This window comes from Pseudomonas sp. WS 5071, assembly GCF_012985765.1.
GTDB lineage: Bacteria > Pseudomonadota > Gammaproteobacteria > Pseudomonadales > Pseudomonadaceae > Aquipseudomonas > Aquipseudomonas lundensis_A.
On record NZ_JAAQWY010000006.1, the window covers coordinates 36,040 to 56,810 of the forward strand.

19 protein-coding genes are annotated in these 20,771 nt (G+C 59.0%); 10 read left to right on the forward strand and 9 right to left on the reverse strand.

Translation table 11 applies throughout. The annotated features are described in order from the left end of the window. Nucleotides 1-3: 3 nt before the first annotated feature. Nucleotides 4-1,122 (reverse strand): cell division protein ZapE, encoded by a 1,119-nt coding sequence (gene zapE, locus HBN61_RS05120; RefSeq protein ID WP_170046264.1) that lies wholly within the window; start codon nucleotides 1,120-1,122, stop codon nucleotides 4-6. A gap of 304 nt (nucleotides 1,123-1,426) precedes the next feature. On the opposite strand from zapE, the gene HBN61_RS05125 reads away from it, so the two are divergent. Together HBN61_RS05125 and HBN61_RS05130 are read left to right on the forward strand one after the other, a co-directional pair. Next, the gene (locus tag HBN61_RS05125) at nucleotides 1,427-1,681 is read left to right on the forward strand and encodes a DUF2790 domain-containing protein (protein ID WP_169965150.1); all 255 of its coding nucleotides are present in this window, start codon (nucleotides 1,427-1,429) and stop codon (nucleotides 1,679-1,681) included. Nucleotides 1,682-1,982: 301 nt separating this feature from the next. Beyond that, complete coding sequence (locus HBN61_RS05130; RefSeq protein WP_170046265.1) at nucleotides 1,983-2,240, forward strand: DUF2790 domain-containing protein; 258 nt, start codon at nucleotides 1,983-1,985, stop codon at nucleotides 2,238-2,240. Nucleotides 2,241-2,377: 137 nt separating this feature from the next. Here HBN61_RS05130 and HBN61_RS05135 read toward each other — a convergent pair whose 3' ends face one another. Then, nucleotides 2,378-2,761 (reverse strand): PepSY domain-containing protein, encoded by a 384-nt coding sequence (locus tag HBN61_RS05135; RefSeq protein WP_262373555.1) that lies wholly within the window; start codon nucleotides 2,759-2,761, stop codon nucleotides 2,378-2,380. Nucleotides 2,762-2,820: 59 nt separating this feature from the next. On the opposite strand from HBN61_RS05135, the gene HBN61_RS05140 reads away from it, so the two are divergent. Continuing rightward, nucleotides 2,821-3,822, forward strand: coding sequence for a FecR family protein (locus HBN61_RS05140; RefSeq protein WP_170046266.1), 1,002 nt, complete (start codon nucleotides 2,821-2,823; stop codon nucleotides 3,820-3,822). Here HBN61_RS05140 and pvdQ read toward each other — a convergent pair. Next, on the reverse strand, nucleotides 3,819-6,113 hold the full coding sequence (gene pvdQ / locus HBN61_RS05145) for a bifunctional acylase PvdQ (protein ID WP_346266453.1): 2,295 nt from the start codon (nucleotides 6,111-6,113) through the stop codon (nucleotides 3,819-3,821). The two genes, HBN61_RS05140 and pvdQ, sit on opposite strands and share 4 nt — an antisense overlap. 270 nt (nucleotides 6,114-6,383) lie before the next feature. Between pvdQ and HBN61_RS05150 the strand changes: the two genes are divergently transcribed. Then, entirely contained in the window at nucleotides 6,384-6,767 is a 384-nt protein-coding gene (locus HBN61_RS05150) for a fe2+ zn2+ uptake regulation protein (protein WP_094993440.1), read from the forward strand. Here the strand turns inward: HBN61_RS05150 and HBN61_RS05155 are convergent. Further along, entirely contained in the window at nucleotides 6,764-6,952 is a 189-nt protein-coding gene (locus HBN61_RS05155) for a hypothetical protein (protein WP_047276524.1), read from the reverse strand. The genes HBN61_RS05150 and HBN61_RS05155 overlap by 4 nt on opposite strands. Nucleotides 6,953-7,189: 237 nt before the next feature. On the opposite strand from HBN61_RS05155, the gene HBN61_RS22585 reads away from it, so the two are divergent. Beyond that, nucleotides 7,190-7,312 (forward strand): hypothetical protein, encoded by a 123-nt coding sequence (locus HBN61_RS22585; protein ID WP_262373556.1) that lies wholly within the window; start codon nucleotides 7,190-7,192, stop codon nucleotides 7,310-7,312. On the opposite strand, the gene HBN61_RS05160 is transcribed toward HBN61_RS22585, so the two are convergent. After that, nucleotides 7,309-8,214: a LysR family transcriptional regulator gene (locus tag HBN61_RS05160; protein ID WP_170046268.1), complete on the reverse strand. Its 906-nt coding sequence runs from the start codon at nucleotides 8,212-8,214 to the stop codon at nucleotides 7,309-7,311. The genes HBN61_RS22585 and HBN61_RS05160 overlap by 4 nt on opposite strands. A 118-nt stretch (nucleotides 8,215-8,332) precedes the next feature. On the opposite strand from HBN61_RS05160, the gene HBN61_RS05165 reads away from it, so the two are divergent. After that, nucleotides 8,333-9,328: an aldo/keto reductase gene (locus HBN61_RS05165; RefSeq protein WP_169965156.1), complete on the forward strand. Its 996-nt coding sequence runs from the start codon at nucleotides 8,333-8,335 to the stop codon at nucleotides 9,326-9,328. A 61-nt stretch (nucleotides 9,329-9,389) separates the two neighbouring features. Here HBN61_RS05165 and HBN61_RS05170 read toward each other — a convergent pair whose 3' ends face one another. The 3 genes from HBN61_RS05170 to HBN61_RS05180 all read right to left on the reverse strand — a co-directional run bounded on the left by HBN61_RS05170 (nucleotide 9,390) and on the right by HBN61_RS05180 (nucleotide 15,502). After that, nucleotides 9,390-13,064: a translocation/assembly module TamB domain-containing protein gene (locus HBN61_RS05170; protein WP_170046269.1), complete on the reverse strand. Its 3,675-nt coding sequence runs from the start codon at nucleotides 13,062-13,064 to the stop codon at nucleotides 9,390-9,392. Next, nucleotides 13,061-14,788 carry an autotransporter assembly complex protein TamA gene (locus HBN61_RS05175; protein ID WP_170046270.1) on the reverse strand — a complete coding sequence of 576 codons (1,728 nt, stop codon included), beginning with the start codon at nucleotides 14,786-14,788 and terminating at the stop codon, nucleotides 13,061-13,063. Before HBN61_RS05175 ends, HBN61_RS05170 begins: the two co-directional genes overlap by 4 nt. Nucleotides 14,789-14,851: 63 nt before the next feature. After that, nucleotides 14,852-15,502 carry a GNAT family N-acetyltransferase gene (locus HBN61_RS05180; protein ID WP_170046271.1) on the reverse strand — a complete coding sequence of 217 codons (651 nt, stop codon included), beginning with the start codon at nucleotides 15,500-15,502 and terminating at the stop codon, nucleotides 14,852-14,854. A gap of 183 nt (nucleotides 15,503-15,685) precedes the next feature. Here HBN61_RS05180 and xthA point away from each other — a divergent pair, with 183 nt between their 5' ends. Both xthA and HBN61_RS05190 read left to right on the forward strand, forming a co-directional pair. Then, nucleotides 15,686-16,498: an exodeoxyribonuclease III gene (gene xthA / locus HBN61_RS05185; protein WP_170046272.1), complete on the forward strand. Its 813-nt coding sequence runs from the start codon at nucleotides 15,686-15,688 to the stop codon at nucleotides 16,496-16,498. Between the two features lie 95 nt (nucleotides 16,499-16,593). Continuing rightward, the gene (locus HBN61_RS05190; RefSeq protein ID WP_170046273.1) at nucleotides 16,594-17,910 is read left to right on the forward strand and encodes a substrate-binding domain-containing protein; all 1,317 of its coding nucleotides are present in this window, start codon (nucleotides 16,594-16,596) and stop codon (nucleotides 17,908-17,910) included. 60 nt (nucleotides 17,911-17,970) lie between these two features. Here the strand turns inward: HBN61_RS05190 and HBN61_RS05195 are convergent, their stop codons facing one another. Then, nucleotides 17,971-19,185 carry an acyl-CoA dehydrogenase gene (locus HBN61_RS05195; protein ID WP_094993448.1) on the reverse strand — a complete coding sequence of 405 codons (1,215 nt, stop codon included), beginning with the start codon at nucleotides 19,183-19,185 and terminating at the stop codon, nucleotides 17,971-17,973. A 154-nt stretch (nucleotides 19,186-19,339) separates the two neighbouring features. Between HBN61_RS05195 and HBN61_RS05200 the strand changes: the two genes are divergently transcribed. Together HBN61_RS05200 and HBN61_RS05205 are read left to right on the forward strand one after the other, a co-directional pair. Beyond that, entirely contained in the window at nucleotides 19,340-20,305 is a 966-nt protein-coding gene (locus tag HBN61_RS05200; protein WP_094993449.1) for a LysR family transcriptional regulator, read from the forward strand. Between the two features lie 26 nt (nucleotides 20,306-20,331). Further along, nucleotides 20,332-20,727 (forward strand): MerR family transcriptional regulator, encoded by a 396-nt coding sequence (locus tag HBN61_RS05205; protein WP_170046274.1) that lies wholly within the window; start codon nucleotides 20,332-20,334, stop codon nucleotides 20,725-20,727. Nucleotides 20,728-20,771 lie beyond the last annotated feature (44 nt).

Here is a 20,771-nt window from a genome sequence, read left to right on the forward strand (position 1 = left end):
CTGTCAGTGAACGCCGAACCGCTGCAACTGCATCTCCCGCAACCGGCTCAAGGTGCGGCGAAACGCAAATGACAGATAGCCCTGTGTGTACAGCTGCTCCATAGGTACGTGCGCCTCGATGCACACGGGCACTTTGCGGTCGTAACACTCATCGACCAGCGCAATAAAACGCCGCACGCTGTCGTCATACTTCGACAGCTGCGGCAGCTCCCGATCCCCCGCCTCGACTTTTACCGCGCCATCCTCAGTACCGCGTGCAATCTTGCCTTCGCGTTGTTCGGCACTCAGGCAGGGGACTGCGCTGAGCACAATGACCTTGAAACGGTCACACAACACCATGAATTCGGTGGCCGCCAACGGCTGTTCGCAGAGCGCGTGAAAGCTGCACCACAGCACGCTGTCACTGGCGCCCAGAACATCAAGCGAGCGATGCCCGAGCACAATCGGTTGATGGGTGCAAGCCCGCCCTTGCGTCAAGTGCTCGAACAAAGGCCCCATGACGCTGGGGTGCCCCACAGGCGTTACCCAATAACGCTGTTCGGCGATGCCCGGGTGCAGGCGATGATCCTGGGCTCCGTTCACCGAAACCACATCCATGTGCTTGAGAATCGCGGTAATCGCCGGCGTAAAGCGCTCACGGTTGAAACCGTGGCCGTACAACTGCTCGGGCGGCTGGTTGGAAGTGCACACCAACACCACGCCTTCATCGAACATCACCTGAAACAGACGGCCGAGAATGATCGCGTCACCGATGTCATTGACGAACAGTTCGTCAAAACACAGCACCCGCACCTCTTGAGCCAGGCCTTTCGCCAATGCAGTGAGCGGGTCTGCCGTCCCGATCAACTGAAACAAACGCTGGTGCACCCACTGCATGAAGTGATGAAAATGCTGGCGTCGAGCTGGTACGCGCAGGCTCTGGAAAAACTGATCCATCAACCACGTTTTGCCACGCCCGACCGGGCCCCACAAATACACCCCTTTGACGGGGTTCACGTCCCGATTCAGTTGCTCATGGCAGCGCTGCAAGGCCTGCACCGCGCACCACTGCGCGGGGTCGTGAACAAAACCGTGTTGTGCAACGGCCTGCTCCCAGGCGCTGAGGGGGGAATCCACGTGCATGCGATGGCTGGCTCCAGAATCTGACGGGCCAGTATGCCAGCAAGGCCTCGACGACGCGCCCTTTAAAATGGGCTCAACGTCACCACATTGTTACCCATGCGGTAACACAGCCTTTTGCCATCAGGGCTTTTTCAGAAGTTTGAACGGCGTAAACTTGGCGACATGTAATACACAACCTATGCACTTTCCAACCGGTACTTCGTACGGGCTTATTGAATAATCAACGGGCGCCGTAACTTCTTCCCGCCCCATGGCAAATGAAGTCAGTCAGTGTTACCCCTTGATTACTTTAGAGGCCACATAAATGAAACAGTTAATTGCTTTACTTATGGCTGGCATGGCGACTGTTGCCATGGCCAGTGAAACAACCCAACCATCGCAACCCGAAGTTGAACATTATTCCTACGGGTCGACATTGGACATTGCCAACGTCATCAGTTTGTCGACTATTCCAAAAGTGTGTGAAGTGGTACCCGCACAGATGACGTACGAAGACCACCAAGGTCAGCGTCACACCGTCGAATACCAAGTGATGGGCGACGGCTGCAGCACCCACTAAACCCGTGCGCTGCCCCCATGGTTGCACGCACGGATGCGACCCCAAGCCCCCTCTTCGGAGGGGGCTTTTTAGTGCGCGTGGGAAAAACCCCCCATTGTTACCAATCCGGAAAAACTGCTTGGCGATCTTTTGACTTTAATCAATACAAGGGGGCGGTATTCTATGTACATCCCTGGACGAAACAGTGAAACAGGGCACGGTACTTCGTGTTACGCCATACCGACTTAATGACGTAACAACTTCTCCCGCCTGCACGGCAATGGAAGTCAGTGATACGTGATTGTTTTAAGGTCTTAAATAAATGAAACGTTTGATCGCACTTGCTTTGATGGGTATTTCGACACTGGCCGCTGCTGAAGATATTCAAGTGGCACAGGCCCAACCGGTGGTTGAACAGTACACCTACGCTACCGATCTGGACGTTGCCAAAGTTATCAGCGTGACGCCCACTGCCGATGTATGCGAAGTGGTTCCGGCGCAAATGACCTACGAAGACCATCAGGGTCAGCGCCACATTCTTGAGTACCGCATCATGGGTAACGGCTGTTCGAACGGCTAAGACCGGCACAACAGGGGCAGGTTGCAAACCAAGCCTCCGGTATTCGGGGGCTTTTTAGTGCGTGTCAAGCGCACTGGGTTGGAGCCCGGCCCTGACGTGCAGGACCGGGCTTTAGAGGCAGTTCAGACGCTGAAGAATCAGTCTTTTTTCTCTTTGATGATTGTCCCATTGTGATCAAACGTCGTTTCGACCTCTACTTCGACACCGTCGATCTTCTTCACGCCTTCAGCTTTCCAGATACCCGTCGCCGGGTTTTCCAGTTCGATTTTCTTGATGGTGATGTAGCCATTTTTAGTCTTGAGGACTTCAATGGCTTCTTTGGAGAACGCCCAGTTTGCATCAGGCGCCGCCATCGCAGCGCCAGCGCTCAACAGAACAGCAGCAGTGATTGCAGCAGTAAGGGTTTTTTTCAACATTGTCTTAACTCCATTAATTGATGTTGCGTCTGTTACGTAGCTTGCCGCAGTAAACGTAGCAGAGAAAAAACCAGCCATGAGGGTGAAATGACATGCTTTTGACATGCCTCATGTTCTCGTTCGCTCTGGCACAGGGGTAGAATGCCCAAAACCAGGAAGAGCCAATGAGCGAAACACCCCTCACCGAAGCCCAATACGATGCCATCACCGAGGCCGCTGCCCAGTGGTGCATGCGTTTGCATGAGCCCGATTGCACAGATCAGGAACGTAAAGCTTTCACGGTGTGGCTGAACGCCGCCCCCCTGCACGCGTTTGAATACGAAGCGATGCAAGACATCTGGGAGGTCAGCGAACACTTGCCCAAGCCCGAGCCTGTTGGGTCGCAGGTGATTGCCTTGGTGCAACGTCCTCGCCAGCCCGCCTGGCAAAAACTGGCCATCGCAGCGGCTATCACCTTGCTGACCGTTCCGGTCGCGGCTTACAGCGGCTGGGAATTGGGCTGGGTGCCCAACGCCTACGAGCACGTGCAGGCGGATACCACTCTGCGCACGGTGACCCTGCCGGACGGCAGTGAAATTGAGCTCAACCTGGGCACTGAACTGACCTACGCCAACTACAAAGACCAGCGCCGGGTCACGTTGAGCAAAGGTGAAGCTTTTTTTAAGGTCAGTCATGACGCCACGCACCCGTTCGTGGTTCAGGCGGCCGAGGGCCGTGTACGCGTAACGGGCACTCAGTTCAACGTCTGGATGTATGAAGATCAGGTCAAAGTGACGTTGCTGGAAGGCTCGGTGCTGGTCACCAGCAATAAAAAACTCAGTGGCGACGGGCTGCGGCTGGAACCGGGCATGCAAGCCCGCTACAAGGCTGGCGACTATGCCGCACAAATCAGCCAGACCTACGCCAACTCGCCGGATCTGGCATGGCGCAACGGCAAGCTGGTGCTGGACAACCTGACCCTGGCCGATGCCCTGCCCCTGATCAACCGCTACCTGAGTACGCCACTCGTGCTGGCAGACAGGGCCACCGGCGCCCTGCGCGTGGGCGGCGTGTTCAACACGAAAGAAATCAACAGCCTCGTGACCTCCCTGCCGAAGGTGTTACCGGTCTACCTGACCCTGAGTCAGGACGGTAAACCGGTCCTCAACGCCCTGCCCCGCGGTTAACGGCTCTGCCGGATCTGAATCAGCTGGTAGTTCGGATCAGCCTTGATCTGCGCCTCGGTGAAGGGCAAGGTTTGCCAGTGTTTTTTCGAGAACGCTTGCGTCTGATCCGCAGCGTGTGGGGACGTCGGGTCGCTTGACAGCGAGAACGCCAGCAAGCCTTGAGCCTGCGGGCCGTTTTCGTCGAAGGTCACCGTTTGCAAATAGCTGGTGCCGCTGACCACCTCTTGCTTGCCACCCTCCCCCGGCACGCTCTGCATGGCGTTATAAACCCCCAAAGTCGCCGGGCCGCCGTGGATCGGGGTGCGCTGGTCACCCACGCTGACACCTTGAATCTGGCCCCACGTCATGTCCGCACTCAACCCTGCTTCAGCCACCTGCGCGGCCGAGGCCTTGAGCGCTTCGTGTACGGCTTGGCGCACGGCCGGTTGATCGATATTCAGCCCGCGCGGCGTATGCTGCGGATCGTGCGCACTGAAGGGCACCCGCCACACATCCGGCACCTCGAGCAGGCGCGCCATGAGGTGCTCGAAATGCAGCAGGCCGATGCCGCTGTCCAGGTTCGCGTGTTGATCCCATGCCTTGAGGCTCGCACACACTGCAACCTGCGGCGCCTGGTGCTCCGTCTGGCAGACGTGAAGCAGATCAGGCATCACCTGACCGGCCAGGTACACCCGGTTATCCATCACCATCCCTTGCAGATCGGAAACACCCAGCGTTCCGGGCTGACTCAGGCGCTGCAAGGCAAAACGCGCGCGCGGCCCCAAGGGCTGCCCGTCCTGACTGATCAGCGGGGAAAACCCGCTCAAAGGCGCCTGCGGGTTGGCCATCCACGCCGAATCGTTGGAATGCTGCACGTAATCATTGCGCCGCAACTGCGGCAGTTGGCTGGCCGGGTAGATCCCGGCTTGGGCCGCGTCGGGGTCATCGGTCCAGGCGCAGGCATGGCGGCTGCCATCGAGCAGGATCATCTCCAGCCCGACTGAAGGGTCACTGCACGCCGCCAATTTGGCCTGATCGACATACGGCACCACCGACAGGTTCATGTACAGCGCCTGCCCCTTGTCATCCACGGCAAGGGTGTTAACCCACGGGATTCCTTGAAGGGTATTTACCGAGGCTTGCAGGGCATCGAGGCTGTTCGCCTGATTGATCGCATACCACTGCTGCAACACACGATCGTTGTCGAGGTTGGCGTCGCGCAAGCTAAACGCCACGTGATCGTCCCAGTCCAGCTTGCCCGGCCATTGCACGACCGGCCCGAATACCGAGCTGTACATCACCTGTGAGTGCGGCTTGAGAGTGCCATCAGCCTGCTTGACCTCAACGCTGACGGTTTGCTCGTGCAACGGCAGAGACTTACCGTCCAGCAGGTAGCGCTTGGGGTCCTGCGGGTCGAGGGTCAGCCGGTACAGCGTGAAGTGTTTCGAGGTGTCGACGGTATGGGTCCAGGCCATGTGCTGGTTGAAACCAATATTGATCAACGGCAGGCCGGGCAAGGCGGCCCCCATCACATCGAGCTTGCCGGGGATGGTCAGCTGCATCTCATAAAAACGCATGCCGCCCACCCACGGAAAATGCGGGTTGGCCAGCAACAGAGCACGTCCGGTTTGTGAGCGCTCACTGCCGATGGCAACTGCGTTGCTGCCCCGTTCCAGGGCGAAACGCTGCATGCGCCGGTAGGCCTCGTTGAAGCCCTGCGTGTTGTCCACCAGTCGGGCGCTGGCCTGAGGTGGCGTCGCCCCCACCAATGCGTCGGCAAACTGACCCGCCCCGCCCTCGACCAGCAAACGACGGGTCATCTTGACCAAATCCTGTGCCGTGAGCGGACGCACCGAAGGGTTGTCACACAGCGCCGGCAATGCGTGGCGTTCGCTGAGCTGGCGGTTGTAACCGGCCACATAGCCCTCAATCAGCTCACGTACCTCTGGGGTTTGTGCCTGCCAGAACGCGTCTACGGCCTGCGGCGTATTCAGCCATTTGAAAAAAACGTCGCTGGACAGGTTGTCACGCTGCTCCGGGGTCAGCGCATCCGGACCAAAATATTTCGAGCGTTCACCGTTTACCGTGGTCACTTCATTGGCCAGCAAGCACAGGTTGTCGTGCGCGTAGGCGTACCCGATGCCGTAACCCAGACCGCGCTCGTCGGCGGCCTTGATATGTGGCACGCCGAACGTGGTGCGGCGAATGTCAGCACTCACGTCCCGGGCGGGCGGCTGAGCCAGGGCTGAAACACTCAGCCCCAGACACAGCCCTGCAAGGCATGTTTTGCTCAATGGCCTGGAAATAATCACGCGCACTCCTGCTCTGTCGTAAGAAAGGCCCCGCAGCGCTGACATTCACGCGCAGTGACCCGGCCTGTGCCTGCACTAAAGACGAAGCCGGTGAAAAAAAATTAATCAACCCGCGCAACCTTGTGGGGACGGGGGGTTCGCGCATAGGCATCGGTTTGACGACAAATTTTCTACATCCCAATGTTCATGATTTCGGCAGCTCATTCGTCTAGTCACTTAAGAGCATTTTTTTTATTTTCCGGATCAAGCTCTGAAAAAGGAGTTTTTTGCATGCACGACTCGCACATACCAGCGGACGGTCATCCACAACGCCAATCTGCTTTTCAGCCCGACAATGGGTTGCCGGAAGCACAGGTGCAACTGCACGGCAATGAACGTATTCGTCACTTACTGAAATTTTTCGGCCTGCGCACCAGCCTGGTGCGGCTCAAGGTGATCGACGCGCTGTTGACGGCCGCCGGCAATGACCGCCGACTGGGGGTGCGCGGCATGCACAGCCATTTGCAAGCGCTGGACATTCCGCTGTCGTTTCTGAGTGTGCGCGAGGTGCTCAAGCGCTTGTGCAGCGAGGGGGTGGTGGTGCTTAACAGTGACAAGAGCTACAGCCTGCATCCACAGGCTGAAGCGGTGCTGACGGGCAAAATCGAGGCTTAAAGCTTGGTCTTGCGGCGCATGACGCCATTGATGACCACGACCACCACGGCCACACCGATGGCAATGTACTGGAACATCTTCTCGGTGATCATGCCGGCGTTTTGCATGTACGAAAGACCAAACATGATCCCCAGCACGACCAGAGAGATCAGAATCGAGTATTTCAAGCGCTGCGAAGGAGTCATTACCTGTTCCTGAATGTAAGGCGGAAAACAAAGGCCGGAATTTAACAAATATGTGCGGCTCATGGAGATGAATTGAAACAATCCTGGTCTCATCTTACAGCCGGAGAAGCGTTTTCGCTTGAGCCGACGTTCACCATGAGGATTGATCCATGTTCCGTCGTACTGCCCGCCCGCTTGCACTCTTGCTCATACTGACCCTGAGCGGGTGCGTCTTCCATCCAGATCATGGAAGGCACCATGATCATCGGCATGACCAACGCTACGATCAGCGTTATGACCAACGATATGACCAGCGCTACGATCATCGCTATAACGAGGGTCGAGCGGATTATTACCGCCGCTGAGTCGTTTGCGGGTTAACGCCTGAAACCACTGGTGGGCCTGGCGCACAGGTCCACCAGCCAGTCGACAAACACCCGCACCCGCCGTGACAGTTGCCGGTGCGGCGGGTATAGCGCCGTCAGCGCCATTCTCGGCGGCGGGCAATCCGGTAACACTTCCTGCAGGCGCCCTTCGCGCACCAGGTGCGCCACGTGGTAGTGCGGCGCCTGCACCAGCCCATAGCCCGCCACACAGGCCACCAAATACCCTTCGGCGCTGTTGACCGCCACCTGTTTGGGCAAATTGATCAACTGCACCTCCCCGCCTTGCTGAAATTCCAGCCCGTAGCGCTTGCCTGACACCCCGCTGAAGTACTCCACCATCTGATGGCGACTCAAGTGCGCAAGGGTGCGCGGCACGCCATGGGCGTGTAAATAGTCAGGGCTGGCGCAGGTCACCTGGTCCATCTGCACCAGCGGCCTGGCCACCAGCGAATCGTCCAGCGTGAGGCCACCGCGAATCACGCAGTCCACCCCTTCGCGAATCAAATCCACCGGGCGGTCATTCAGGCCGATTTCCAGTTCGATCTGCGGGTAGCGCCCCGTGAACTCCGGCAACGCCGGAAATACCACCAACCGCCCGACCGCCGCGGGCATCTCGACCCGCAGTGTGCCTTTGGGCTGGCTGGTGCTGAACAGCCCTTCCGCCTCGTCAAGGTCAGCCAGCAGGCTGACGCAACGCTGATAGTAGGCCGCGCCATCCAGTGTCGGGCTGACCTGACGCGTGGTGCGGTGTAACAATTGCACGCCCAGGTGCGCTTCGAGTTGTTTGATCAGCACGGTCACTGAAGCGCGGGGCATTTGCAGGCTGTCAGCCGCCTTGGCAAAACCGCCCAGCTCGACGATGCGGGTAAACACCCGCATCGCATTGAATCGGTCCATATCCGCTCCCGTCGTGGCATGGATTATTCGGATTATCCGAATAGTGATAGCGTTTTTACCCGGTTTATCTTGCAGGTGTCGAGGTCAAGAATAGGCCACCCACTCAGGAGTACTTAACATGCACACCCGCTCACTCGGAAAGAATGGCCCCCAGATCAGCGCCATTGGCCTTGGCTGCATGGGCATGACTGACTTCTACACCACCGGCAGCGATACCCGGGAAGCCGTGGCCACCTTGCATCGTGCGCTGGAGTTGGGGGTCAATTTTCTGGACACCGCCGACATGTATGGCCCGCACACCAACGAAGCCCTGATCGGCCAAGCCATTCGTGGCAAACGTGACCAGGTGTTCCTGGCCAGTAAATTCGGCATCGTGCGCGACCCGGCCAACCCCAAGGGTCGGGCATTGTGCGGTCGCCCTGAGTACGTTCGGCAATCTATCGATGGCAGCCTGCAACGGTTAGGCGTCGACACCCTCGATCTGTATTACCAACACCGCATGGACCCCGAAGTGCCGATTGAAGAAACCGTCGGCGCCATGGCCGAGTTGGTCAAGGCCGGCAAGGTCCGTTATTTGGGCCTCAGTGAGGCCTCAGCGGCCACACTGGAACGCGCGCATAAGGTGCATCCCATCAGCGCCCTGCAAAGTGAATACTCACTGTGGAGCCGCGATCAGGAAGACAACGGCTGCCTTGCGGCTTGCCAGCGCCTGGGGATTACCTTTGTGCCCTACAGCCCCTTGGGACGCGGTTTTTTGACCGGCGCCCTGAAAAGCCCTGAAGACTTCGCCGCCGATGACTACCGACGCGCCAACCCGCGATTTCAGGCAGATAACTTTGCGAAAAACCTGCGACTGGTTGAACAGGTAACACAACTCGCCGCCGACAAAGGCGTCACCGCCGGGCAATTGGCGCTGGCCTGGGTCTTGGCGCAAGGCGATCACCTGATCCCGATTCCGGGCACCAAGCAACGTAAATACCTGGAAGAAAACATCGCAGCGCTTGAAATCACATTGAGCACTGACGAGCTGGACGCCCTGCAAACCATCTTCCCGTCAGAGGCCGTGGCCGGTTTGCGCTATGCCGAAGAAAACATGAAGCAGCTTAATCGTTGATTGCTGTTCACAGCTTCACGCTGGCGGGTAGCGTGAGGCTGTGACAGGTCACACGCGGGCGCTAAAAATCACGCTTGTAGAAGATGTCCAGCGAACTGGCAAAGCCGCTGGCAACTTCGACATACACCCGTTTGCTTAACTTGTAACGCAAGGCAATGGTGCTCGCCGGTTCAAACACCCCGACGCCATAACGCACACTCAAACGCTCATTGATCTTGCCACTGGCAACCACTGACGTGCTGTCGCCGCTGCCTTCGGTATCGAGTTCAAAGTCTTTGATGCCCAGATGATTGGCCAGGCCCGAAGTAATCCCCGAACTGCCCATCAAGCCCAAGCCCAGTGCGGCCTCCGCCAGCATGTTGTTGTCTTCGCCAGTGCCCGACAGCGGACGCCCCAGAATCAGGTAGGAAAGCGCCTGTTCCTGGCTCATGGCCGGTTCGGAGAAGATCTGCGTGGTTGGTTGTTCCGCGCTGCCCGTCAGGCGAATACCCGCAATCACGTCATCCGTCTGGCGAATCGCCTCGATGTCGAGATACGGCTGCGCAATTGGCCCGGCAAACAGCAAGCGCGCGCGGCGTATGGTCAGGCGCTGGCCGTAGGCTCGGTAGCGGCCGTTGTTCAGGCGCAATTCGCCGCGGGTGTCCAGGTTGTTGCCGATGTGCACCTGCCCCACCAGATCGGCGTTCAGACCGAAGCCCGAAAACGTCAACAGTTCTTGCCCGACGATGACGTCAATGTCCATGTCGACCACCATCGGTGCATCGGCCTCCGACGTTTGCTGGCCAACGATAACGGTGTCGTCAGACACCTTGACCGTTGACGGTGGCAGTTCGCGCACGGTGATTTCGCCCTTGGGCACGTTCACTTTGCCGGCGATCAGCAAGGTGTTGTCGGGGTTGAGCGAAATTCTCAGGTCCGGCGCCACGTCCAGTTTGGCATAGGGTTCCACGGTCACCGGCAGGTGGCTGCCCTTGACCAGCACGTTGACGGCCATGGTTTTGCCCCACGCCACATTCCCGCTGATGCTGCCCTGTCCCAATTGGCCGCTGGTCCAGCCGCCGTTGAGCTGAGCCGTTTCGCCAACAATGTTGGCGGTCAGTTGCAGGTTCTCGACGTTGGTCGGCAGTTGCGATCCGGAAATCTGCCCGCCACTCAGTGCTACCGTGCCGTTGATGTGCGGCGCCAGCAACCCGCCCGCGATCGTGCCCGTGCCGTTCAATTGGCCAGCGAGTGTTTCAACCATCGGTACAAACGGACGAAGCACCGACACATCCAGCCCGCTCAAGCGGAAATCGCCGGTGACCGGCTTGCTTTTGGGCAAGGGGTTGATGCGCGCATTGAGCATCAGTTGCCCGAGTTTGCCGCCGTTGAAATCAAAGCGGGTTTCAACCCGGCTCGGCGTCAGGTTGCTGGTCAAACGCAAGGCTTGGTACGGGAAGTCCAGCCACTGGCCTTTGTCCTTGATGCGCAACGTGCCACCACTGGCGTCTACCACCACTTGCCCCTTAGGCCCGCTGGCTGGCAGGTCGAGGGATACATCTGCAGTGAGCTGGCCTTGCCACTGGAAGTCGTTGGGAAACCACTTGGCCAGGCTGTCGAGCGGGAACTGTTTGAGGTGCAAACGCAGTTTTGGGTCCGGCATCAAGCGCTGCTCTTCACTGCACAGGCTGGCAGGCCCTGATATCCAGCACTGGGCGCCCATGTTGATACGACCATCGGCCAGGCGCTCCAGACGCGCCGGGTTTTGCAATGCCCAGTCCTGGCCGCCTGCCTTGACGTCCCCGCTGAGCAAACGTCCACGCCAATTGTCCTTGTCCAGGCCGCCATCCAGGGCCAAGGCGAGTTGCAGCATCGGCCCTTGCAGGGCGAGTTTCAGTTGCTGGCGTTTCAGGTCCCCGCTGCCGTTGGCGGTCAGCACACCCAGTTGGGTATCGCCGCTCTTAATCCCGCTGCCTTTGAGGTCAATCCGCCCGCGCTGATTGCGATCCAGTGCGGCATCCAGGGTCAGGTTTTGCAGGTGGTTGTCTGCGAACGCCAGTTGCTGGCCATTGAGTACCAGCTTGCCCTGTGGGGCCTTGAGGGTGCCGTCCACATCGACCCGGCCCTTGAGCTGACCGCGCAGGTCTGGCCACAGCTGCCCAAGACGCGGGAGGTTCAGGTCCAGTTGCGCCTTGAGTTGTTGCTGCAAACGGGCGGTGGCCTGGATGCGATTGTCCCCCAGGCGAATGTCCAGCGCACTGAGGTTCCAGTCCTCGCCCGCCCCCTGAGCCTTGGCCTGCAACACAGCCGGCAGGCCGCGCAGACGGCCCTTGAGGTCGAGGTTGGCATTCAGTTCCAGACGCTCATGCTTGAATGAACCCGTGCTGCGCAGTGGCCCCCCGAGATTGCCCGGCAGCTCGGCCACCCAATACGCAGGGTCGAGTGCGCTCAGATCAAGCGCGGTATCCCATGCCACGCCATCGGCAAACTGCACATTAACGTGGCCTTGGGCCTTGCCCTGACCGGCCACCAGTTCCAGTTGTGGCAGGTAGATTTTGCTTAGGTCACCGCTGCATGGGCTGGCCAGGCTGAACGCCCCGGCCGGGCCATCCAGGTTGGCCTTGAAATGACCCAGATAGTTGCCATCGGTGTAAGACACCTCGCCCTTAAAAGTGCGCAGGTCCACATCCGGCTTGTCGATGACGGGGTACAGGTTGTGCCAAGGAAATGCCAGCCAGTCGATCTTGGCGTCGGCCTTCACCCCTTCCTGCCAGTCGACTTGCCCCGACACTTTCACGCGCTGCTCGGGGTTCACCGTCAGGTCCAGGGCCGACACGTGGGCACCGTTCGCGTCTACCCGGCCTTTGAGCAACACGCTGACCGGCGCCTTTTCGGCAGGCAGGGTGGCGCTCCCGTCCACTGCATAACCGGCCTTGAGGTCGCCGTTGACGGTCAGTACAAGCTGGTTGACTTGCAACGTGTCCGGCAGCGCGGGGCTGGCCTTGAACGCGTCAGAAGTAATACTGACCTGCGCAGGCAAGTTCTCAGCGAGCGGTTGTAACTGACCCTTTAGCTGTGCGTTGAGATACCCGCTACTGTCGACGGTCAGGTTGAGGGAGGAGCGCAAATTGCCGTCTACCTTGAGCGCCAGCGCCCAGGGCGCTTGATCAGGCGCTGGCAGGTTGATGTTGCCTTGCAGGGTCAACGGCCAGTCGCCGTTGGGCTGCAACAGCCCTGACAACTCGACGTTCACGTCCTCACGGTCCACGTGCACCGAGTCGATCTGCAACCCGCTGGAAGTCCACCGGGCCGCCATCTGCAGGCCCTTGAGCTGCTCGATACCGTTGAACAGCACATTGCCGACTTTGATAACGCCCACTTCAATGGCCACCGGCAGCTTCAACTCAGGCAGGCTGATCGGGCCGCTGTTACTGTCTTCACTGGGGGGAAACTGCAGGCTGACACGGTCGGCCTGCAACTGATCGATGCACAAGGTCATGCGTGTCAGGCAGGACGGCGACCAGGCAAAGATTGGCCGGTCTACTTCAACCCGACTCGTGCCCTGCTCCCAGAGCACATGATCGGCGCTCCACTGCCCTCCCAATCGCCCGGCAAAGTTGTCGACTTGCAAACCTGGCACCATGCCCAACACCCAGCGACTGCCCGCTTGAGTCCCGAGCACCAGCCCCAGCGCCAACACCAGCATCAACACAAGGCCAAGCAACACCAGACCCGCTATTTTCACACCACGAATCACAGTTCTGGCCCCATGGAAAAGTGCAAACGAACGCCGCCGTCATCCTCCAGCGCGTGGGCCAGGTCGAGGCGGATCGGACCGACCGGCGAGACCCAGCGGATCCCCACCCCGACCCCAGTTTTCAGGCTGGGAAAATCAAGATTGTTGAACGCGTTACCTTTGTCGACAAAGGTTGCCCAGCGCCACTTATCTGCGAACTGATATTGGTATTCGACGCTGCCGGCAACCATATAGCGACCACCGATTCGGTCACCTTCTGAGTTTTTCGGTGACAGGCTCTGGTAGTCATACCCGCGCACGCTCTGGTCACCACCGGCGAAGAAACGCAGCGATGGCGGCACTGATTTGTAGCCGTTGGTGGCGCTGCCGCCGAACTGAACCCGGCCGAGGAAACGGTGTTTTTCCCACAGGGTTGTCAGGGCCTTGAATTGCGCGTTGCCGTGCAACAAGTTGGTGTCCGACATCAGCCCTTCCTTCGCCACCTGCGCATCCAGCGACACGCTGTATCCGTGGGTCGGGTCGATGCGGTTGTCGCTGCGCAACACGGCATAGCTGACGCCCGGCATCAACAGGGTGCTGAGCCCCGAGTCATCGCCCAACCGGTACTCTTCGTGCTGCCAGCGCAACGACACAATGCGTGTCCAACCGTTGTCCAGCTTGCTGTGCCACTCCGGGCCTACAGTCAGCAATTTACTTAACGTGTCGGTGTTAGCGATTTCTTCGTACTGATACCCGGCCGCAAAACGCAATTTGTCTGTCAGCGGTGGGTCGAGCGGAATGTCATACCAGGCGCCAACGTTTTGCTTGGGTTGTGAAATTTCGGACTCAAAACCGTAACTGTCCCCACGGGCATTGTCCCAATGACGCGTCCAGCTGGCCTTACCTCGCGGTCCGGTGTCGGTCGAGTAGCCCAGGCCCAAGGTCATGGTGCGTGGTTTGCGGGTATGCAGGTCAACGTCAACCGGGATGACCTGCCCCACCGCCGTACTGGGTGCGGCATCTACCCGCACCACTTCAAAATAGCCGCTCGATTGCAGGTTCTGGTTGAGTTGGTTGACCAGTTCTGAATCGTAGGGCGTGTCCGGCGTGAAAGGCACCATGCGCTGCAACAGCACTTCATCAAACGGGGTATCACCGGCAAAACTGACGCGGCCGAGCCGATAACGCGGCCCACTTTCGTAAACAAGGTTGATGTCCGCGTAGCCGCCCTTGGGGTCGACCAGCACCTCGTGGCGGGTAAATTTGCCGTCGAAAAAACCGTAGCGCAGCGCCCGGTTCTGAATCATTTGCTTGGCGCTTTCATAATTGCCCTGGTTAAGCACGGCCCCGGGTTTGAGGTCGTCGCTGGCGGGAATCTGAAAGGCCTTGAGCGAAGCGGCCGGGCCTTCGACGCGCACATTGACGTTGCGCAGATGCACCGGCTCGCCAGGATCAATGCTCAACACCAGACGCGGCGGATTGCCGGATTGGACTTCACTTTCAATGGTGGGGTTGTAGTACCCCAAGGCTTGCGATGCTTTAAGGGCCTGCTCTTGCGCGCCGCGCTTGAAGCGCAGCAAAGCCGCCTCGTCGCGATCGCCGAGGCTGCCTATGTAGCCTTCCACATTGGCCTTGAGGGCGTTATTGGCGGGCTTGACCCTGACCACCAGCTCGCTTTGCGCAAAGGCTGCAAAGCTGCTGAGCAGCAGGACCACACCGCTGGTAAATCTTCCTGGAAACGTCATAGGCGCGGATGCTAACACGGGCAAGGAGCGTCATAGAGCACACCTGAGGACTGAAGTTCGCCCTTAAGACGTTGCCGTATGTAACACCTGCGGATTGGCGTGAAAAAAAACGTGCTCGCGCACGGGCCCGACCGCAACTTCTCCAATTTCCACGTAACCCTGCTTTTTATAAAACGCCAGGTAACGCGGATTGCCCGTATCCAGCACCACCCCTTCGGAATGTTCGTCTTCAGCGCACCAGTTATGCACCGCTTCGAGCAACTGTTCACCATAATGCTGGCCCTGAAATTCAGGGTGAATACCCAGCAGCGGCAACATGTGCACGGCATCGCCCGGTACACAGGCCAGCACGGCCTGATGGTATTCCAAGTAACGCCGGGTACAACGCAAGCCGGTACTGAGCACCATGCGCAACTGCCATGCCCAACTTTCAGTGATGTCCAGACGCCGCATCGGCGGCGCGATCAGGGCCACCCCAACCAGCCGATCATTGACCAGCAGGCCCAGCCCGGGGCGGTCTTGCAAAAAATGCTGTTTGACCAATTCACGCACCGTCGCCCTGACCCGCTGTTCGTAACCCGGACGGTCTGCATCGAACAAAAAGCGGAAAGTCGGTTCATGCCGATAAGCCTGATACAGCAACGACCGCGCCTCGCGCGAGTAACCGCCATCGAGCAGCTGGATCTGGCCTGTAGCAATCGACGTTTGCGTCATGACGTTTTATCTCCCTGGCGGCGCTTGGATGGCGGCGCTTCTAGTGAGTACGAGCCCCGACCGCCACAACAGTTCCATCGTGGCGCATGCGAACTACGTTAGCAGTGCATTTGCCCTACTGCACGCTGGCCGCTGAGGCGTCAGTCCGCTAGCATCGCGGTTTTTGCTCAGGACTGCCCGCCCATGAAAATTGTGTCATTCAACATCAACGGCCTGCGCGCTCGGCCTCATCAGCTGGCAGCGCTGATCGAAAAGCATCAGCCGGACGTCATCGGCCTCCAAGAAACCAAAGTCAGCGACGAGCAATTCCCGTTTGCCGACATCGAAGCACTGGGCTATCACGTGTATTTTCATGGTCAAAAAGGCCATTACGGCGTCGCCCTGCTGTCGCGTCAGGCGCCGTTGAGCATTCACAAAGGCTTTGCCTCGGATGAAGAAGATGCCCAGCGACGGTTCATCTGGGGCGAATTCGCCGATGAACATGGCCAGCCAGTCACCATCATGAATGGCTATTTCCCACAAGGTGAAAGCCGCGATCACCCGACCAAGTTCCCTGCCAAACAACGCTTTTACAGCGATTTGCAGCAGTTGCTAGAAAGCCGGTTCAGCAACGAGCAACCGCTGGTGGTGATGGGCGACATCAACATCTCACCGCAGGATTGCGACATCGGTATCGGCGAGGTCAACGCCAAGCGCTGGCTGAAAACTGGCAAGTGCAGCTTCCTGCCGGAAGAGCGCGAGTGGATGGAACGCCTCAAGGGCTGGGGCCTGGTGGACAGCTTCCGTTACCTGCACCCGGACGTTACCGACCGCTTCAGCTGGTTCGACTACCGCAGCCGTGGCTTCGAAGACGAGCCCAAACGCGGCCTGCGCATCGATGTGATTCTGGCCTCCCAAGGGCTGGTGCCGCGCATCAAGGATGCGGGCGTCGACTACGACCTGCGCGCCATGGAAAAACCGTCTGACCACGCGCCGATCTGGCTGGAACTGAGCTGAACCCTCCCACCCGCTGCGCTGTCGGGTGTCATCGCGCTGCAACGTAGTTGTCTTAAATTACCGGCACTTTCATGGCCCCAGGAAGGTGCCGGAACATGCTGCGTTTCACGTCATTAATCATGCTCTGGGGGGTGACCGCCCTGGCCTGCGCCGCGCCTGATGCCGACCTGCGGATTCAAGGTTCCAACACCATTGGCGCCAACCTCGGCCCGGCGCTGGTCGCCGCCATGCTGGCCGAACACGGTTTACGCGATATTCATCGCGTGGCGGCGGCGCCCCCCAACGAACACACAGTCATGGGCACTGACGCCCAGGGCCGTGAGGTGCGTGTGGACGTGGCGGCCCATGGCTCCGGGACCGGATTCGCCGCACTCAAGGCCGGTCAAGCCGATATTGTGGCGTCCTCACGCCCGATCAAAGATCGCGAGCTGGTGGAACTGGAACGCCTGGGTGACCTGAAAAGCCAGGCGGCCGAACACGTGATTGCGATTGATGGCCTGGCAATCATCCTCCACCCGCACAATCCCCTCACTGCCTTGAGCACCGAACAACTGGCGCAGGTGTTCAGCGGCCAGATCAAAACGTGGGAAGCGTTAGGCGGCAGCGGTGGGGGTATTCATCTGTATGCGCGTGACGATCAGTCCGGCACATGGGAAACCTTCAAGGAGTTGGTGCTCACTCGCGGCGCTCACGTGTTAAGCCCGACCGCCCAGCGTTTCGAGTCCAGCGAACAATTGTCCGATGCCGTCAGCCAGGACCCGCAAGCCATCGGGTTTATCGGTTTACCCTACGTGCGCGCGGCCAAAGCAGTGGCCATCGTTGACGGCGAATCACAACCGATGTTGCCGCTGGACAGCCTGATCGCGAGCGAGGATTACCCGTTGTCACGTCGCTTGTTCTTTTACCTGCCGCCCGGCGCGAGCAATCCCTGGGCCAAAGCTCTGATTGCTTTTACCCAGAGTGCAAAAGGCCAGGCCGTGGTCGCGCATAACGGTTTTGTAGCTCAAAGCGTCGTGGCAGGCCACGTGGCTGCGGGACCGCACATGCCGCCCGATTACCGGAAACTGACGCAACAGGCTCAGCGGTTGTCCGTGAATTTTCGATTTGAAGAAGGCAGCGCCTCACTGGACAACAAGGCACGTCAGGATATGTTGCGTGTAGTGGACTATTTGCGTGCCCACGCCAAGCTCGACAAACAGGTGACGCTGGTGGGCTTTGGCGACGTGAAAGACGACCCCGAGCGTGCGCAGTTGCTGTCAAAGTTGCGGGCAATGGCCGTGCGCCGCGAGTTGCTGAAGAGCGGGGTCATCCTGCGCGAAATACGCGGTTACGGCGCGCAAATGCCGGTGGCAGCCAACACAGAAGATGAAGGCCGCCTGAAAAATCGCCGGGTGGAGGTGTGGGTGTACTGAATGTACGCCCCACCGCAGACGCGCAACGCCACTTCCCACATAACAGGTAAAGAATCTGACTCAACCTGATAGCTTGGCGTACTTGTCCAACTCAAACTTGCCCACAGCGGCGCGGTGCACTTCATCGGGTCCATCGGCCAGGCGCAGGGTGCGCTGCATCGCATACATGTAGGCCAGCGGAAAATCCCCTGAGACCCCGGCACCGCCATGCATCTGAATTGCCCGATCAATGACCCGCAGCGCCACATTCGGTGCGATCACTTTGATCTGCGCGATCTCGCTTTTCGCCACCTTGTTGCCCACGGTGTCCATCATGTACGCCGCTTTGAGGGTCAACAGGCGTGCCATGTCGATCTCCATCCGTGACTCGGCGATTTTGTCGATGTTGCCGCCCAAGCGTGCCAGCGGCTTGCCAAAAGCGGTGCGTTTCAGCGAGCGTTTGCACATCAATTCCAGTGCCCGCTCGGCCATGCCGATCGAGCGCATGCAGTGGTGAATCCGCCCCGGCCCCAGTCGGCCCTGGGCAATTTCAAAGCCCCGGCCTTCACCCAGCAATACGTTGTCATAAGGCACGCGCACGTTGTCGAACTGCACTTCAGCGTGCCCGTGGGGCGCATCGTCGTAACCGAAAACAGGCAACGGGCGCACAATCTGTACACCGGGCGTGTCGACGGGTACGAGAATCATCGAATGCTGCTGATGGCGCGGGTTCTGCGGGTTGCTCAAGCCCATGAAAATCATGATTTTGCAGCGCGGGTCACAGGCACCGGACGTCCACCATTTGCGGCCGTTGATGACCCATTCATCGCCATCACGTTCGGCGCGAGCCTGCATATTGGTCGCGTCCGACGACGCCACGTCCGGCTCGGTCATGGCAAACGCCGAACGGATTTCCCCGCGCAGCAACGGCTCGAGCCATTGTGCTTTCTGCGCCTCAGTGGCGTAACGCACCAACACTTCCATGTTGCCGGTGTCCGGCGCTGAGCAGTTGAACGGCTCAGGCCCGAGCATCGAGCGCCCCATGATTTCAGCCAGCGGTGCGTACTCAAGGTTGGTCAGCCCTGCGCCGCGTTCTGACTGGGGCAGAAACAAATTCCATAACCCTTCGGCTTTGGCCTTGAGCTTGAGGGTTTCCATGATGGCTGTTGGCTGCCAGCGATCACCTTGCGCCACCTGTTGATCAAAGATCGCTTCCGCCGGGTACACATGAGCGTCCATAAAGGCCGTGACCCGCTCACGCAGCGCCTGAACGTTGGGGGAATAAGCGAAATCCATGGGTGGCTACCTTCTACCGGGAATGTGGGAACGTGTTACCCGATGCTAGTCCAGCCGCCTATCATTTACCCTGTCTATTTGCAGCGTGTATTACCATTCATAAGCAATATATGATTCGCCGCCAACCTCCCTTCGATAACACGAGCTGCGTGCCATGAACCTGAACAAGGTCGATCTCAATCTGTTTGTCGTGTTCGATGCCATCTATACCGAAGCCAACCTGACACGCGCCGGGCAGATCATCGGCATCACTCAGCCAGCAGTGTCCAATGCGCTGGCCCGCCTGCGCGAAAGCTTCAACGACCCGCTGTTTGTACGTACCGCCCAAGGCATGGTGCCGACCCCGATGGCGCAAAACATCATCAGCCCGGTGCGCAGTGCACTGGCCTTGCTGCGCGTATCGGTACAAGAGAGCCGCACCTTCAACCCATTGCAGGCCAACAAAACCTTTCGCATCAGCATGACCGACCTGACAGAAGCCGTGGTCTTGCCGCCGTTGTTTCAGCGTTTGCGCAAGCAAGCTCCATCGGTGGTGGTTGAAAGTTTTTTGTCCCATCGTCGTGAGACCACCAGCGATCTGGCGGCAGGACGCCTGGATTTCGCCATTGATGCGCCGCTTAACACCGACCCGCAAGTGCGCCACGTCAAGCTGATGGAAGACCGCTACGTGTGCGCAATGCGCCCTGCCCATCCGTTGGCAGGCCAGCCGTCTGTTTCACTCGATGAGTATTTGGGGCTGACGCACATTCACATATCGACGCGCCGTAACGGCCTTGGCCAGGTTGACCTGGCACTGGGCAAAATGGGCCTGCAACGCAAGATCACCCTGCGCTCGCAGCATTACCTGATGGCCTCCAACGTGTTGCAACACACCGACATGGTGATGACTGTGCCCGAACGCTTTGCACGCCGTCATGCGCTGCATTTTGTAGCGCTGCCGCTCAACGAACTGCCAAGCGTGGAAACCCATTTGTATTGGCACGAAAGTACCGAGCAAGACCCGGCCAACCGCTGGATGCGTGAACTGTTGATCGAGCTGTGCGAACAACAAGTGGCGCAAGAAACTAAAAACCGGGCTCAGCCCCTGCTTGACGTAAACGTCAACCTGCCAGTAGCTTAATCCCACCCACCTTTCAGAGCCCACCCATGAGCAGCCCGACGTACAGTATTTCCGACCTTGCCCGCGAGCTGGACATCACTACCCGTGCGATCCGCTTTTATGAGGAGCAAGGGTTGCTTGCTCCTGAACGCCGAGGTCAGGAGCGGGTGTACTCCGCCCGCGACAAGGTCAGTCTGAAGCTGATTCTGCGCGGCAAGCGCATCGGCTTTTCATTGGCCGAGTGCCGCGAGTTGATTGAGCTGTATGACCCCAGCAGCGGCAATCAGAAACAACTGACCAGCATGCTGGCCAAAATCACAGAACGCCGCCAGCAATTGAAGCAACAACTGCTGGACATTCAGCAGATGCAACTGGAGCTGGACACCGCTGAAGAGCGCTGCACGCACGCACTGGAACAAACCATAAAAAGCCAGACAGCCTGACCCCTGCCGTCGCGGCAGGTACGCGACAGTAGCCACTTCCACTC

What these genes read in the sequence shown, in the direction of transcription:
- zapE (WP_170046264.1), bottom strand. Translation starts at nt 1,122, where the DNA reads ATGCACGTGGATTCCCCCCTCAGCGCCTGGGAGCAGGCCGTTGCACAA.
- HBN61_RS05125 (WP_169965150.1), top strand. Translation starts at nt 1,427, where the DNA reads ATGAAACAGTTAATTGCTTTACTTATGGCTGGCATGGCGACTGTTGCC.
- HBN61_RS05130 (WP_170046265.1), top strand. Translation starts at nt 1,983, where the DNA reads ATGAAACGTTTGATCGCACTTGCTTTGATGGGTATTTCGACACTGGCC.
- HBN61_RS05135 (WP_262373555.1), bottom strand. Translation starts at nt 2,761, where the DNA reads ATGTCAAAAGCATGTCATTTCACCCTCATGGCTGGTTTTTTCTCTGCT.
- HBN61_RS05140 (WP_170046266.1), top strand. Translation starts at nt 2,821, where the DNA reads ATGAGCGAAACACCCCTCACCGAAGCCCAATACGATGCCATCACCGAG.
- HBN61_RS05150 (WP_094993440.1), top strand. Translation starts at nt 6,384, where the DNA reads ATGCACGACTCGCACATACCAGCGGACGGTCATCCACAACGCCAATCT.
- HBN61_RS05155 (WP_047276524.1), bottom strand. Translation starts at nt 6,952, where the DNA reads ATGACTCCTTCGCAGCGCTTGAAATACTCGATTCTGATCTCTCTGGTC.
- HBN61_RS22585 (WP_262373556.1), top strand. Translation starts at nt 7,190, where the DNA reads ATGATCATCGGCATGACCAACGCTACGATCAGCGTTATGACCAACGAT.
- HBN61_RS05160 (WP_170046268.1), bottom strand. Translation starts at nt 8,214, where the DNA reads ATGGACCGATTCAATGCGATGCGGGTGTTTACCCGCATCGTCGAGCTG.
- HBN61_RS05165 (WP_169965156.1), top strand. Translation starts at nt 8,333, where the DNA reads ATGCACACCCGCTCACTCGGAAAGAATGGCCCCCAGATCAGCGCCATT.
- HBN61_RS05175 (WP_170046270.1), bottom strand. Translation starts at nt 14,788, where the DNA reads ATGACGTTTCCAGGAAGATTTACCAGCGGTGTGGTCCTGCTGCTCAGC.
- HBN61_RS05180 (WP_170046271.1), bottom strand. Translation starts at nt 15,502, where the DNA reads ATGACGCAAACGTCGATTGCTACAGGCCAGATCCAGCTGCTCGATGGC.
- xthA (WP_170046272.1), top strand. Translation starts at nt 15,686, where the DNA reads ATGAAAATTGTGTCATTCAACATCAACGGCCTGCGCGCTCGGCCTCAT.
- HBN61_RS05190 (WP_170046273.1), top strand. Translation starts at nt 16,594, where the DNA reads ATGCTGCGTTTCACGTCATTAATCATGCTCTGGGGGGTGACCGCCCTG.
- HBN61_RS05195 (WP_094993448.1), bottom strand. Translation starts at nt 19,185, where the DNA reads ATGGATTTCGCTTATTCCCCCAACGTTCAGGCGCTGCGTGAGCGGGTC.
- HBN61_RS05200 (WP_094993449.1), top strand. Translation starts at nt 19,340, where the DNA reads ATGAACCTGAACAAGGTCGATCTCAATCTGTTTGTCGTGTTCGATGCC.
- HBN61_RS05205 (WP_170046274.1), top strand. Translation starts at nt 20,332, where the DNA reads ATGAGCAGCCCGACGTACAGTATTTCCGACCTTGCCCGCGAGCTGGAC.